Genomic DNA, 13261 nt, shown 5'->3' with positions numbered 1-13261 from the left:
CACCACAACCGCCCGACGGCGCTCGGCCGCCGCGCTCGTCACCGATGGTCCCCCTGCTGTTCGACGGCGCGCTGCACGGCCCGGTAGATCTGCCCGAACCGCAGCGCGTCCGGGGTGCGCAGCAGTAGCTGCTCGCGGCCGTGGTGCTGCACCCACAGCTCGTGCACGTGGTTGCCGCGCTCGTAGGAACGGTCCAGCCAACCGAGGGGGATCTCGAGGAACGGGGTCAACGCCAGCGCCCCCACCGCGCAGGCGGCGAGGACGATCAGCGCCATCTTCCAGTTGCCCCGGTCCTGCGCCGTGTAGGCCAGCGAGAGCACGCAGACCAGCGCGACCAGCGGGGGCAGGGAGAGCAGCAGGACCAGGACACCACGACCGAACACCCGGCCGCGCACCGCTAGCGTCTTCGGGCCGCGGGCGTGCCAGACGTACGTCACGTCGGCGAGGGCGACCATGTGACCGCCCGCCCGGATCGACTCGGAGGTCACCTGCACCGCGTCGTCCCGGTAATAGAGGACCATCACCAAGCCTAACCACCGGCGGGCAACCCGTACCCGTCGTGCGGTTTCGCGCGGATCTTGGACAGTTACCGTCCGCGCCGATCGGTAAGTGTCCAAGATCTGCGAGCTGGCGGAGTGCCGCCCGCGCGCGAGCGACAGTCGGCGGTCGGTGCGTACACGGTGGGCCGGGTAGCTTGCCGAGACATGTCCGAACAGGAACGCAACACCGAGGTGATCCGCCGCTACCTGCGCACGTTTGTCACCAGGGACCTCGTCGAGCTGCGGGCCGTGGTCGCGCAGGACGTCCGGATCTACGGATCAGGCACGGCGGTGCGGGGCCGGAACTTCGTGGAACAGGCCGTGCTCTCGCCCGGGTTGACCGTGCTCGATCAGCAGATCGTCGAGCTCTTCGCGGCCGACGACCGGGTCGTCGTCTCGGTGGCGCAGACCTACCGGCGGGACGCGACCGGGGTCACCGCCGTGCAGAGTGCCTGCAAGATGTACCGGCTTGCGCAGAGCCGGATCGTCGAATTCTGGGGCGAGCAGGACGTGTACGGCCTGCTGCGCGGGCTTCACCTGCTGCCGGACGAGCCGATCCAGTTCTGAGTCGGCCGTTATCGGCGGGTGCCGGGGCGGGCCGGGTGGCTGCGTTCGACCGCGCGTTGCACCGCCCGGTAGATCTGACCGAAGCGCAGTGCGTCGCCGGTGCGCAGCAGCCGTACCGGCTGGCCGCGCCAACGCGCCCAGATCTCCAGTTGCCGGCTGCCCCGGGCGTACGAGCGGTCCAGATGTTCGAAGAGGAAGTCGGCGATCGGGCCGACGGCCAGCCCCACCAGCACCGACGCGCCGACGATCGCGATCGTCACGGTGGTCGAGCGGTGCAGCCAGACGGCCACGGCGATGCCGAACACGGCCGCGACCAGCGGACCGGCCAGCGCGGCGCCGAGCGCACCCCGCCCGACGAGCACCCGCCAGGAGCGGCTGCCCCGGCGGTGCCAGATCATGGTGATGTCGGCCAGCGCGTAGCTGCGGCCGTCCACTCGAACGGCGGTGGAGGTGACCTGCACCGACCTGTCGTCGTAATAGGTGATCATGGCTGGACTCCCGCCCGCGGGGCTGACACCAGACTACTTACCCAAACGAGCCGGGTCGTAAGGTTGGCACGCGACTTCGACGAGGAAGTGAGGGCAGCGTGAGCGAGTTCGTTCGGCTGGAGACCAAGGACGGCATCGGCACCATCCGGCTGGAGCGGCCGCCGATGAACGCGCTCAACACCCAGGTGCAGGAGGAGTTGCGCGCCGCCGCGACGGCGGCGACCGCCGATCCGGAGGTCCGCGCCGTCATCGTGTACGGCGGGGAGAAGGTCTTCGCCGCGGGCGCGGACATCAAGCAGATGGCGGAGATGTCCTACGTGGACATGGCCGAGCGGGCCGCGAACCTGTCCAGCGCGCTCGGCGCGATCGCCCGGATCCCCAAGCCGGTGGTCGCCGCGATCACCGGTTACGCCCTCGGCGGTGGCTGCGAACTGGCGTTGGCCTGCGACTGGAGGGTGGTGGCCGAGGACGCCAAGCTCGGCCAGCCGGAGATCAAGCTGGGCATCATCCCCGGTGCCGGCGGCACCCAGCGGCTGGCTCGTCTGGTCGGCCCGGCCCGCGCCAAGGATCTGATCATGTCCGGGCGGATGGTGGACGCGCAGGAGGCGTTGCGGATCGGCCTGGCCGATCGGGTTGTCCCGGCCGCCGAGGTGTACGAGGCGGCGGTCGCGCTGGTGAAGCCGTACCTGACCGGGCCGGTGCAGGCGCTGCGCGCCGCGAAGCTGGCGGTCGACGGCGGCCTGGACATGGACCTGAACTCGGGCCTGGCCTGGGAGAGTCAGCTCTTCGCGGCGCTGTTCGCCACCGACGACCGGCGCGAGGGCATGGCGGCGTTCGTCGAGAAGCGTAAGCCGGGCTTCACGGGCCGCTGACCGGCCGGGGCCGGCGGTCCGCGCCGCCGGCCCGACGGTGAGCCGAGAACGGTTCACATTCTGCCTACCGGCCAGTAGCGTGGGCCTCCGGTCGGAAGCGACGAAGGGGAGCGGCATGACGGAGCGGGTCGAAGGCCACGGCGGGGAGTTGGCGCTCGCGGCGCTGCGGGCGCACGGGGTACGCGAGATGTTCACCCTCTCGGGCGGGCACGTCTTCCCGCTCTACGACGCCGCGCACAAGACCGGCTTCCCGATCTACGACGTCCGGCACGAGCAGTCCGCCGTCTTCGCCGCCGAGGCGGTGGCCAAGCTTCAGCGTCGTCCCGGCCTCGCCGTGCTCACCGCCGGTCCCGGCGTCACCAACGGCATCTCGGGCATGACCAGCGCCTTCTTCAACGCCTCCCCGGTGCTGGTGCTCGGGGGCCGGGCGCCCGCGTTCCGCTGGGGCTCGGGCAGCCTGCAGGAGATGGACCACCTGCCGCTGGTCGCCCCGGTCACCAAGCATGCCGAGACGGTGTTCAGCACCGACGACATCCCGCGTGCGGTGGGTGCGGCGCTCACCGCGGCGCTCACGCCGCACCGCGGCCCGGCCTTCCTCGACTTCCCGCTGGAGACGGTCTTCTCGGTCGCCGAGGCCGACCTGCCCGCCCCGACCGGCGTCGACCCGGTCGAGCCGGACCCGGTTGAGGTGAGCCGGGCCGCCACGCTGATCGCCGGCGCGCAGCGGCCGGTCATCATCGCCGGCTCGGACGTGTACGCCGGCGACGCGGTCGCCGCACTGCGGGAGGCGGCCGAGGCGTTGCAGGTGCCGGTCTTCACAAACGGGATGGGCCGTGGCTCGCTCCCGCCGGAGCACCCGCTCGCCTTCGCCAAGGCCCGCCGGGCGGCGCTCTCCGGCGCCGACGTGGTCGTGGTGGTCGGCACCCCGCTGGACTTCCGGCTCAGCTTCGGCGACTTCGGTGACGCCAAGGTGGTGCACATCGTCGACGCACCCAGCCAGCGCGCCGGGCACGTGCAGCCGGCCGCCGCACCCGCCGGCGACCTGCGCCTGATCCTCTCCGCGCTGGCCGACCACGCGGGTGACCGGGCCGACCACAGCGGCTGGATCGCCGACCTGCGCACCGCCGAGGACGCGGCCCGGGCCCGCGACGCGGCCGAGATGGCCGCCGAGACCGACCCGATCCGGCCGGCGCGGGTCTACGGCGAGCTGCGCCGGGTGCTGGCCCGCGACGCGATCACCATCGGCGACGGCGGCGACTTCGTCTCGTACGCCGGGCGGTACCTGGAGCCGGCCCAGCCCGGCACCTGGCTGGACCCGGGCCCGTACGGCTGCCTGGGCACCGGCATGGGCTACGCGATGGGTGCCCGGGTCAGCCACCCGGACCGGCAGATCTGCGTGCTGATGGGCGACGGTGCTGCCGGCTTCTCGCTGATGGACGTCGAGTCGCTGGTCCGCCAGAAGCTGCCGGTGGTGATCGTCGTCGGCAACAACGGCATCTGGGGTCTGGAGAAGCACCCGATGCGGGCCATGTACGGCTACGACGTCGCCGCCGACCTCCAGCCGGAGCTGCGCTACGACACGGTGGTCAGCGCGCTCGGCGGCGCGGGGGAGACGGTCGCCAAGGCCGCCGACCTGGGGCCGGCCCTGCAGCGGGCGTTCGACGCCGGAGTGCCGTACCTGGTCAACGTGCTCACCGACCCGACCGACGCGTACCCGCGGTCGTCGAACCTGGCCTGAGTCGCATCCGCCGCCGCGCCGTCGCCCCGAGCGGGCGGCGGCGCGGCGTCTTCCCGCAGCTAAATCAGCGGAATGTCGGGGCCGGTCGTCGTAACGTCAGCCGGGGATCGGCGGGATGTCAGACCTGTCGCCCATGGTGGTGTCACCACCGAAGACGACAGGAGTTGCGATGGACCACGCGATCCGCGCCGAGGGCCTGGTGCGGCGTTTCGGCACCACCACCGCCCTCGCCGGGGTTGATCTGGCGGTCCCGACCGGCACCGTCTTCGGCCTGCTCGGGCCGAACGGCGCCGGCAAGACCACCGCGGTACGGGTGCTCGCCACCCTGCTGCGTGCCGACGAGGGGCACGCCACGGTCGGCGGCTTCGACGTCGTCCGCGACGCCCATCAGGTGCGCCAACTGATCGGTCTGACCGGCCAGTACGCCTCGGTCGACGAGACCCTGACCGGCGCGGAGAACCTGCTGCTGATCGGCCGGCTGCTCGGGCTGAGCCGGGCCGACGCGAAGCGGCGGGCCCGCCAACTGCTCGCCGACTTCCAGCTCAGCGACGCCGCCGACCGGGCCGCCAAGACCTTCTCCGGCGGTATGCGCCGCCGGCTGGATCTGGCCGCCAGCCTGGTCGGCCGGCCGCAGGTGCTCTTCCTCGACGAACCGACCACCGGCCTGGACCCGCGCAGCCGCAACGACCTGTGGGACATCGTCCGTGCCCTGGTCTCCGACGGCGTGACGGTGCTGCTCACCACCCAGTACCTGGAGGAGGCCGACCAACTCGCCGGGGAGATCGCGGTCGTCGACCACGGCCGCGTGATCGCGCAGGGCACGCCGGAGGAGCTGAAGGCCAAGACCGGCGGTCAGACCCTCACGGTACGACCGGCCGACCTCTCCGACCTGGGGATCGTGACGGCCATCGCCGGCGAGGTGTCCGGCGTGACTCCGGAGGTGGCCCAGAACGCGGTCACCGTCGCGGTGAACGATCCCGGTGTGCTGCCCGCGGTGGTGAGCCGCCTCGACGCGGCCGAGATCGCGGTCGCCGAGCTGGCGCTGCGCGGCGCCAGCCTGGACGAGGTCTTCCTCTCCCTCACCGGCCACCGGGCCGAGGACGCCCCGGCCGGCACCGATCTGGAAAGGACCCCGGCGTGACCGCCACAACTCTCGCCCCTGCGCTGACGCCGGCGCGCCGGCTCAGTCCCGCCGCCGGGCTGCGGCACACCTTCACGCTGGCCTGGCGCAGCCTGGTGCAGATCAAGCACAACCCGATGGAGCTGCTCGACCTGAGCATCCAGCCGGTGATGTTCGTGCTGCTGTTCACCTACGTCTTCGGCACCGCCATCGCCGGGTCCTCCGGCGAGTACCTGACCTTCATGCTGCCCGGCATCATGGTGCAGAACGCGCTCTTCGCCACCATGACGACCGGGTTCGGGCTCAACAACGACCTCACCAAGGGCGTCTTCGACCGGCTCCGGGCGCTGCCCATCGCCCGGTGGGCGCCGCTGGCCGGGCGGATCCTCGCCGACACCGTCAAGCAGGCCTGGTCGATCGCGCTGCTGCTCGGCGTCGGGGCGATCCTGGGGTTCCGGGTCGGCAACGGGCTGCTCGGGGTGGTCGGGGCGTTCGCGCTGCTGCTGGCGTTCACGCTGGCCGCGTCCTGGATCTCGGTGCTGGTCGGGGTGCTGGTGAGCGAGCCGGACAAGGTGCAGATCTTCGGCTTCATGGTGATCTTTCCGCTGACCTTCACCAGCAACATCTTCGTGCCCACCGACCGGATGCCGGGCTGGCTGCAGAACTGGGTGGAGGTCAACCCGGTGACCGTGGTGGCCGACGCGCTGCGCGGGCTCCTGGTCGGCGGCCCGGTCGCCGGCCCGGTGCTGCAGACGCTGCTGTGGGGCGCCGGCATCGCGGTGATCTTCGCGCCGCTGGCGGTGCGGGGGCTCAAGCGTCGGGTGTGACCCGCGGCGGCGCCGACACCGGCACGGCCGCGTAACCGCTCACACCTCCGGCCGGTCACCCTCGCGCGGCGGTTCGCCGTCCCGGCGGCGCAGGTCGTCCTCGCGCCGGCGCAGGTCTTCCTCCCAGCGGCGGAACAGCTCCTGATCCTGCTGCTGGGCGCGATCCTGCACGGAGCGGAGGAACTCCGGATCGTCGTCGGGCGCGACCGGGCGGCGGCGTGGCTGCTCGGTGGAGGCGGTGCCGGCCGGCCAGGGCTTGCGGGTGCCGGAGCCGGGCTCCCGGCCCGCGACGAACCAGGCGATGGAGCCGACCAGCGGGAAGAACAGGATGATCAGCACCCAGGCGATCCGGGGCAGGGCACGGATCTGGCCCTCCTCGGCGGAGAGACAACTGATCAGCGCGCAGACCGCGAGGACGATCTGCACCAGGAAGAGGAGTACGTACAGCCGGGCCATACGCCTATCATGGCGCACCCGGACCCGTCACCACAGTCCGTGAACCACCAGCAGCGCGCCGAGCAGCGCGAGCCCGACGGTGGCCAGCGCGGCCAGGCGCAGTCGCGGGCCGCCGGTGCGAGCCGGCCCGCTGCCGCCCCAGGGCCAGCAGAGCACGAGCACGGCCCCCCAGAGCAGCGCGGCGACGGCGGCGATCAACGCATCGGTCGGGTCGCCGGTCGAGCCCAGGCGGACGGCGAGCGCGGTCACCACCGTCAGCGTCAGCATGGTGCGCCGCCAGGCCAGCCGGGTCCGCTCCGGTTGGAGCCCCGGGTCGCGTCCGGCGCTCACCCGTCGCCGATCGTCCTGGCGAGCACGGCGACCACCAGCAGCACCGCGCCGGCACCGACGGCGAGGGCGAGGACGGCGGGGAAACGGGAGGCGGGCAGCTCCTGACCGAGCCGGATGGCCCGTTCGGTTCGCGCCCAGTGGTCCACCGCGCGAACGGCGACGGTGCCGCCGAGCAGCAGCAGCGCGACAGAGATGATCTCCCGCAGGTGGGTCAGCGGCAGCGGCGGCAGGAACTGCGCGGCGGCCAGCCCGCCGCCGACCAGCGCCAGGCCGGTGCGCAGCCAGGCCAGGAAGGTGCGCTCGTTGGCCAGGGAGAAGCGGTAGTCGGGCGGCTCGCCGACCGAGCGTAGGTCCGCCGGGTCGAACCACCGCCTGATCGCTTCCCACACACTGGGGATTATCCGCTTGTCCCGCCGCTTAACCTGACCCGGTGACCGATCTTGATGTGATGACACTGCGCGCCGCCTACGACAACCAGCTCCGCCCGGAGATCCCGGACCCGGTTCCGGCCGGGGTGACGGTGGAGCGCGACGGGCCCCTGGTCCGGATCTTCGGGCTCGACGCCGGTGGATTCCTCACCTACCGCGACCTGGGCGGGTTGACCGGCGACGCGCTGGACGAGCTGATCGCCCGGCAGGTGGAGCTGTTCCGCCAGCGCGGCGAGTCGGTGGAGTGGAAGCTCAACGGGCACGACGAGCCGGCGGATCTGGCGGACCGCCTGCGCGCCGCCGGCTTCGTGGCGCAGGAGCGGGAGACCGTCGTGATCGGGCCGGTCGCGCCCCTGGCGGCCGCGCTGCCGGTCGCCCCCGAGGGGGTACGCCTGCGGGAGGTGACCTCCCGGTCCGACCTGGAGCGGATCGCCGCCATGGAGGAGGAGGTCTGGCAGGAGGACCGCTCGCACCTCGTCTGGGGGCTGGCCAAGGAGATCGACGCCGACCCGCACTCGATCACGGTGGTGGTGGCCGAGGCGGACGAGACGGTGGTGAGCGCCGGCTGGGTGCGATTCCCGGCGAACACCGGCTTCGGCACCCTCTGGGGTGGGTCCACCCTGCCGCAGTGGCGTCGCAAGGGCATCTACCGGGCGCTGGTCACCTACCGGGCGCGGCTGGCCGACCAGCGGGGCCGGACGCTGCTGCAGGTCGACGCATCCGAGGACAGCCGACCGATCCTGCAGCGGCTCGGCCTCGTCCCGGTCACCACCACCACCCCGTACGTCTACACTCCGTGATCATGGAGCAACGGTTGACGGACGAGGAGCGACTGACCCTCAAGACGGGCGCCTTCGGGGCCGTCTTCCTGGTCTCCAACGCCGAGCCGGGCATGCTGGGTGTGATCCGGGAGAGCGTCGCCGCCTCCGGCGCGCTGGCCGACGCCAGCGGGGTGGTCAAGGAGGCGTTGACCACCGGTCCGCTGCCCCGGATGCCGCGGGACTCCCAGTTGGAGATCGAGTCGGTGGTGCTGCCGGCTCTCGACCGGGCGATGCGGATCCTGCGGGAGAAGTCACCGGCGGACGTGGACGCGTACCGCGCGGTGGTGTTGACCGCGGCGCACCGGGTGGCGCGGGCGCACGACGGGGTGGCGCAGGAGGAGGCGGCGGTCATCGACCGGATCCGGGGTGCGCTGGCCTGACCGGCTGCGCCGCTGCCGGCGCCGGTGAGCTGTGTCACTCTGAGTGCCGCGGGAGCCGCAACCTACTGGCAGGTAACATTGCGCCGTGGGCAACCGCACAGCAGCTCGCGGTTGACCGGGCGTCGACCGACGCGCGAGGCTGCGCCCGAGACCGGGCGAGCGAATCGCAACACCACACAGGAGGGTCGTCGAAGCGCGATGAATATCGTCGTACTCGTCAAGCAGGTGCCTGATTCGGGCGCGGACCGCAACCTGCGCAATGACGACAACACCGTCGACCGCGGTTCGGCGAACAACGTGATCAATGAGATGGACGAGTACGCCATCGAGGAGGCGCTGAAGATCAAGGAGGCGCACGGTGGTGAGGTCACCATCCTGACCATGGGTCCGGACCGGGCGACCGAGTCGATCCGCAAGGCGCTCTCCATGGGCCCGGACAAGGCCGTGCACGTGGTGGACGACGCCCTGCACGGTTCCTGCGCGGTGGCCACCTCGAAGGTGCTCGCCGCCGCGCTCGGTCAGCTCAACGCCGACCTGGTGATCTGCGGCGCCGAGTCCACCGACGGCCGGGTCCAGGTCATGCCGCACATGATCGCCGAGCGGCTCGGCGTCGCGGCGCTCACCGGTGCGCGCAAGCTCACCGTCGACGGCGCCACGCTGACCGTCGAGCGGCAGACCGAGGAGGGCTACGAGGTCATCACCGCCGCCACGCCGGCTGTGGTCTCCGTCTGGGACACCATCAACGAGCCGCGCTACCCCTCCTTCAAGGGCATCATGGCCGCCAAGAAGAAGCCGGTGCAGACGTTCTCCCTGGCCGACCTCGGTGTCGCGCCGACCGAGGTGGGCTTCGACGGCGCCACCAGCGCCGTGGTCGAGCACACCAAGCGCCCGCCGCGTTCCGGCGGCGCCAAGATCACCGACGAGGGCGAGGGCGGCGTGAAGCTGGTCGAGTTCCTCGCTACCGAGAAGTTCGTGTGAGAGCGGGGTCTGGACATGTCTGAGGTTCTCGTCGTCGTCGAAGCCACCAAGGAATTCGGCGTCAAGAAGGTCACCCTGGAGATGCTCACCCTCGCCCGCGAGCTGGGCACCCCGAGCGCGGTGGTGCTGGGCGGTGCTGGCGCGGCGCAGGCGCTGAGCGCCAAGCTGGGCGAGTACGGCGCGGAGAAGATCTACGCCGCCGAGGGTGACGAGATCGACGGCTACCTGGTGGCCCCCAAGGCCACCGTGCTGGCCGAGTTGGTCAAGCGGGTGCAGCCGGCCGCCGTGCTGCTGGCCTCGGCGCAGGAGGGCAAGGAGATCGCCGCCCGGCTCGCCGTCAAGCTGGACAACGGCATCCTGACCGACGTCGTCGGCCTGGACGCCGACGGCACCGCCACGCAGGTCGCCTTCGCCGGCTCCACCATCGTCAAGTCCAAGGTCACCAGGGGCCTGCCGCTGGTCACCGTCCGCCCCAACTCGGTCAACCCGACCCCGGCGGCGGCCACCCCGGCGATCGAGCAGCTCACCGTGTCGGTCACCGACACCGACAAGCTGGCGAAGGTCGTCGACCGGGTCGCCGAGCAGAAGGGCTCCCGCCCCGAGCTGACCGAGGCCGGCGTGGTCGTCTCCGGCGGTCGCGGCGTCGGCAACGCCGACAACTTCAAGCTGGTCGAGGAGCTGGCCGACCTGCTCGGCGGCGCCGTCGGCGCGTCCCGCGCCGCTGTCGACTCCGGCTTCTACCCGCACCAGTTCCAGGTGGGCCAGACCGGCAAGACGGTCTCCCCGCAGCTGTACGTCGCGCTCGGCATCTCCGGTGCCATCCAGCACCGCGCCGGCATGCAGACCTCGAAGACCATCGTCGCGGTCAACAAGGACGGCGAGGCGCCGATCTTCGAGCTGGCCGACTTCGGCGTGGTGGGGGACCTGTTCAAGGTCGTTCCGCAGGCCGCCGAGGAGATCCGCAAGCGCAGGTAACCGACCGCCGGTGCCGTCCGCGGCACCCTCGGAACGACGAAAGAGTGGCCGCCCACCGTCGGGCGGCCACTCTTTTCGTACGGGTGCAAAGGGAGCTGATCGGCGGGCCGGGGAGCTGAGCCGGCCCGCCGATCAGCCCGTCAGGGTGCCCCTCAGCAGGCTGTCACCGGAGTGGCGGGTGTTGTTGTCGTACTGCTCCGCGGAGACGTCGACCACCGTGTAGCTCTTCAGGTCGACATTCGGGGGCAGGGGCAGCAGAGCGTCCGAGTCCCCACCGAGGGTGCCGATCGAGAACATCTCCATGTTCGTCGGGTTGATGAGCCAGACCTCGTAGTACCCCGACACGCGCGGGAGATTCGCCACGCGCAGATGTAGTTGGCCGCTCTGGAGCACCCGCGCGTCACCCTGGGCCGACTTCGGTGTCGAGCCGAAGGCCGCGAGCGGCGCGCTGGCCACCACCGCCTGCGTCGGAGCGGGCTCCGGGTCGTCCTGGCGCAGCACCGAGACCGTGCCCACCACGCCGACCGCCGCGGCCGCGACCGCGGTGACGGCGGTGGCCGCCCAGCCCGACCAGCGAGCGCGGCGGCGGGACCGGGAGCGGGCCCTCTGACCGGCGGCACCGGGCCCTGCTGGCTCGTCCGCCGTACCGCTGACCGGCTCGGCCGCCTGCTGCCTACGCGTCTCGGCCAGCGACGGCAGGCCCTCCGCGGCCCTGATCTCCGCAGTGATGCCCTGCCAGACGTGCTCCGGCGGGTCGGGGAGATCAGCCAACCCCTGCGTCTCCGCGCCGAGCCCGGCCACCTGCTGGAGGCTCTCCATCTCGACCCGGCAGTGCACGCAGGTGTCGAGGTGGGTGCTCTCCCCGTTGTCCGCCTCGCTCTCACCGAGCGCCAGAAAGACCAGCCGGTCGTGGTCCAGGTGCTGCACCGTCCACCTCCCATCTGCGTTTCAAGCTCGCCATGCCGCGCCGGATGTGACTCTTCACGGTGCCCAGCGGCACGCCGGTCACCGTGGCTATCTGCTGGTGGGTCAGGTCGTCGTAGAAGGCCAGCTCCAGCATGCGTCGTTGGTCGTCCGGGAGGCGAGCCAGCTCGTCGGCGACCACCAGCCGATCGACCACCCGGTCCGGATCGGGACCGCTCTGCGCCGGCTCGGGCAGCTGGCGGACCGTCTCGACCACCCGGGTCTCGCGGGCCGTGGCCCGCATCCGGTCCCTTCGCCGGCGTCGGCGCGTTCACCGCCACCCCCGCGTACGCCGCCACGTCGAAGGTCTCCGTCGTACACGGCATCCCGGACACCCCGGTCGACGTCTACGTCAACGGCAAGAAGACCCTCGACAACTTCAAGCCCGGCGACGTGGCCGGCCCGCTGAACCTGGAGGAGGGCGAGTACGACATCGCGCTGACCAAGCCCGGTGAGGCGATCGACAAGGCGATCCTCAAGGTCGACGACGCCTCGGTGCCGGGCGGAGCGAACATCAGCATCGCGGCACACCTCGACGCCGCCGGCCAGCCGAAGATCACCCCGTTCGTGAACGACGTCTCCAAGGTCGGCGCCGGCAAGGCCCGGCTGATCGTGCGGCACACCGCCGCCGCCCCGGAGGTGGACGTGCGTGCCGGTGGCACCCCGGTCTTCGAGGGCCTGACCAACCCGAACGAGGCCAAGGGCGACGTCGACGCGGGCAGCGTGCAGGCGGACGTGGTGCTGGCCGGCACCGACACCGTGGCCATCGGCCCGGCGGACCTCAACCTCAAGGAGGGCACCGCGACGATCGTCTACGCGATCGGCTCGGCCGAGGCCAAGAACCTCGACGTGGTCGCCCAGACCATCACCGGACTGCACTCCGCCCCGGGCGCAGTGCCGAGCGGCGACGGCGGTCAGGCCGGCACGGGCGTGGACACCTGGTGGTACGCGCTCACCGGCGCCGGCGTACTCCTGCTGCTCGGTGGCGGGGTGCGGATGGCCACCGCGCGGACCGGCCGCAGGTGACGGTGCGCAACCGCGGAGCACTGGCGGCCCTGGCCGCCGGCGTTGCCGCGCTCACCGTCGCGACCCTCGTGGCGTGCCGCTCGCAGCCCGGCGGGGACGTGGGCGCCGAGGAGGCGAGCGCGCTGGCCAGCGTCACCCCGGTGCCGCCGGCGGCCGCCCCGTCGGTCCCGGTCACCGCCGGGGGATTGCCGGCCGGCGCGGAGACCGTCCCGCCGGTCCGACTGGTGATCCCGGAGATCGGCGTCACCGCCACAGTCGACGCGGTCGGCATCAACGAGCGGACCAACGAGTTCGAGGTACCGCCGAGCGTCGACCGGATCGGCTGGTACCGGTACGGCCCCGGCCTGGAGGCGAACGCCGGTTCGGTGGTCATCGCCGGCCACGTGGACAGCGCCAGGCAGGGCAGGGGAGCGTTCTTCCGGCTGCGCGAGCTGGGCCAGGGGGACACCATGACCGCGACCGGCAGCGACGGCAAGGCCCGCCGGTACCGGGTCGTCGCCCGGGAGGAGTACGCCAAGACCAGGATCCCGCTGGACCGGTACTTCGCCCGGGACGGCAAGCCACGGCTGACCCTGATCACCTGCGGAGGGCCGTTCGACGCCGCGGCGCGCAGGTACCGCGACAACATCGTCGTCACCGCGGTGCCGGCCTGACCGGACGGCTCCCCCGGGCCGTTCGACGTGCGGACCCCGGCAGTCGGGGTGGGGAGGTTGCCCCCTTCCCGCCCCGGCGGCGCCACGCCCAGGGAGGGGT

Annotated in this window: 16 protein-coding genes and 2 pseudogenes; 11 read left to right on the top strand and 7 right to left on the bottom strand. The window is 72.1% G+C overall.

The features are described 5' to 3' along the window. Positions 1–38: 38 nt before the first annotated feature. Positions 39–521: a DUF6232 family protein gene (locus tag GA0070607_RS06660; RefSeq protein ID WP_089017389.1), complete on the bottom strand. Its 483-nt coding sequence runs from the start codon at positions 519–521 to the stop codon at positions 39–41. Between the two features lie 183 nt (positions 522–704). Here GA0070607_RS06660 and GA0070607_RS06655 point away from each other — a divergent pair, with 183 nt between their 5' ends. Further along, the gene (locus tag GA0070607_RS06655; protein ID WP_089017388.1) at positions 705–1106 is read left to right on the top strand and encodes a nuclear transport factor 2 family protein; all 402 of its coding nucleotides are present in this window, start codon (positions 705–707) and stop codon (positions 1104–1106) included. 8 nt (positions 1107–1114) lie between these two features. On the opposite strand, the gene GA0070607_RS06650 is transcribed toward GA0070607_RS06655, so the two are convergent. Beyond that, positions 1115–1594 carry a DUF6232 family protein gene (locus GA0070607_RS06650; RefSeq protein ID WP_089017387.1) on the bottom strand — a complete coding sequence of 160 codons (480 nt, stop codon included), beginning with the start codon at positions 1592–1594 and terminating at the stop codon, positions 1115–1117. Positions 1595–1692: 98 nt separating this feature from the next. On the opposite strand from GA0070607_RS06650, the gene GA0070607_RS06645 reads away from it, so the two are divergent. The 4 genes from GA0070607_RS06645 to GA0070607_RS06630 all read left to right on the top strand — a co-directional run bounded on the left by GA0070607_RS06645 (position 1693) and on the right by GA0070607_RS06630 (position 6151). Continuing rightward, positions 1693–2466 (top strand): enoyl-CoA hydratase/isomerase family protein, encoded by a 774-nt coding sequence (locus GA0070607_RS06645; RefSeq protein WP_089017386.1) that lies wholly within the window; start codon positions 1693–1695, stop codon positions 2464–2466. A 115-nt stretch (positions 2467–2581) separates the two neighbouring features. After that, positions 2582–4204, top strand: coding sequence for an acetolactate synthase (locus tag GA0070607_RS06640; RefSeq protein ID WP_089017385.1), 1623 nt, complete (start codon positions 2582–2584; stop codon positions 4202–4204). A 169-nt stretch (positions 4205–4373) separates the two neighbouring features. Continuing rightward, complete coding sequence (locus GA0070607_RS06635; protein WP_089017384.1) at positions 4374–5345, top strand: ATP-binding cassette domain-containing protein; 972 nt, start codon at positions 4374–4376, stop codon at positions 5343–5345. After that, positions 5342–6151 carry an ABC transporter permease gene (locus GA0070607_RS06630; RefSeq protein ID WP_089017383.1) on the top strand — a complete coding sequence of 270 codons (810 nt, stop codon included), beginning with the start codon at positions 5342–5344 and terminating at the stop codon, positions 6149–6151. The genes GA0070607_RS06635 and GA0070607_RS06630 overlap by 4 nt, the downstream gene beginning before the upstream one ends. A 39-nt stretch (positions 6152–6190) precedes the next feature. Here GA0070607_RS06630 and GA0070607_RS06625 read toward each other — a convergent pair whose 3' ends face one another. Genes GA0070607_RS06625 through GA0070607_RS06615 form a run of 3 tightly spaced genes read right to left on the bottom strand, consistent with a single transcriptional unit; the run spans position 6191 to position 7326 of the window. After that, positions 6191–6607 (bottom strand): PLD nuclease N-terminal domain-containing protein, encoded by a 417-nt coding sequence (locus tag GA0070607_RS06625; protein ID WP_089017382.1) that lies wholly within the window; start codon positions 6605–6607, stop codon positions 6191–6193. 27 nt (positions 6608–6634) lie between these two features. Then, positions 6635–6937 (bottom strand): DUF202 domain-containing protein, encoded by a 303-nt coding sequence (locus tag GA0070607_RS06620; protein ID WP_089017381.1) that lies wholly within the window; start codon positions 6935–6937, stop codon positions 6635–6637. Next, a complete protein-coding gene (locus tag GA0070607_RS06615; protein WP_089017380.1) occupies positions 6934–7326 on the bottom strand; it encodes a YidH family protein in 393 nt (130 codons plus the stop codon). The genes GA0070607_RS06620 and GA0070607_RS06615 overlap by 4 nt, the downstream gene beginning before the upstream one ends. Before the next feature lie 41 nt (positions 7327–7367). Between GA0070607_RS06615 and GA0070607_RS06610 the strand changes: the two genes are divergently transcribed. From GA0070607_RS06610 to GA0070607_RS06595, 4 genes are all read left to right on the top strand, one after another. After that, positions 7368–8165, top strand: coding sequence for a GNAT family N-acetyltransferase (locus GA0070607_RS06610; protein ID WP_089017379.1), 798 nt, complete (start codon positions 7368–7370; stop codon positions 8163–8165). Between the two features lie 2 nt (positions 8166–8167). Beyond that, entirely contained in the window at positions 8168–8566 is a 399-nt protein-coding gene (locus tag GA0070607_RS06605; RefSeq protein ID WP_089017378.1) for a hypothetical protein, read from the top strand. Positions 8567–8764: 198 nt separating this feature from the next. Beyond that, a complete protein-coding gene (locus tag GA0070607_RS06600; protein WP_089017377.1) occupies positions 8765–9544 on the top strand; it encodes an electron transfer flavoprotein subunit beta/FixA family protein in 780 nt (259 codons plus the stop codon). Positions 9545–9559: 15 nt separating this feature from the next. Further along, on the top strand, positions 9560–10519 hold the full coding sequence (locus tag GA0070607_RS06595; RefSeq protein WP_089017376.1) for an electron transfer flavoprotein subunit alpha/FixB family protein: 960 nt from the start codon (positions 9560–9562) through the stop codon (positions 10517–10519). Positions 10520–10651: 132 nt separating this feature from the next. Here the strand turns inward: GA0070607_RS06595 and GA0070607_RS06590 are convergent, their stop codons facing one another. Together GA0070607_RS06590 and GA0070607_RS06585 are read right to left on the bottom strand one after the other, a co-directional pair. Then, positions 10652–11446 (bottom strand): anti-sigma factor, encoded by a 795-nt coding sequence (locus tag GA0070607_RS06590; RefSeq protein WP_089017375.1) that lies wholly within the window; start codon positions 11444–11446, stop codon positions 10652–10654. After that, a pseudogene (locus GA0070607_RS06585) lies at positions 11400–11747 on the bottom strand (RNA polymerase sigma factor); the annotation flags it as partial. The gene GA0070607_RS06590 and the pseudogene GA0070607_RS06585, both read right to left, overlap by 47 nt. Here GA0070607_RS06585 and GA0070607_RS06580 point away from each other — a divergent pair. Both GA0070607_RS06580 and GA0070607_RS06575 read left to right on the top strand, forming a co-directional pair. Then, positions 11738–12508 (top strand): annotated as a pseudogene (locus GA0070607_RS06580) (DUF4397 domain-containing protein); the annotation flags it as partial. The pseudogenes GA0070607_RS06585 and GA0070607_RS06580 overlap by 10 nt on opposite strands. Then, the gene (locus GA0070607_RS06575) at positions 12505–13161 is read left to right on the top strand and encodes a class F sortase (protein ID WP_089017374.1); all 657 of its coding nucleotides are present in this window, start codon (positions 12505–12507) and stop codon (positions 13159–13161) included. The pseudogene GA0070607_RS06580 and the gene GA0070607_RS06575, both read left to right, overlap by 4 nt. Positions 13162–13261 lie beyond the last annotated feature (100 nt).

This window comes from Micromonospora coriariae, assembly GCF_900091455.1.
In the GTDB taxonomy this organism is placed as follows: Bacteria; Actinomycetota; Actinomycetes; order Mycobacteriales; family Micromonosporaceae; genus Micromonospora; species Micromonospora coriariae.
Note: the sequence above shows the minus strand (reverse complement) of the source record. Positions and strands in the feature narration are given on the sequence as shown.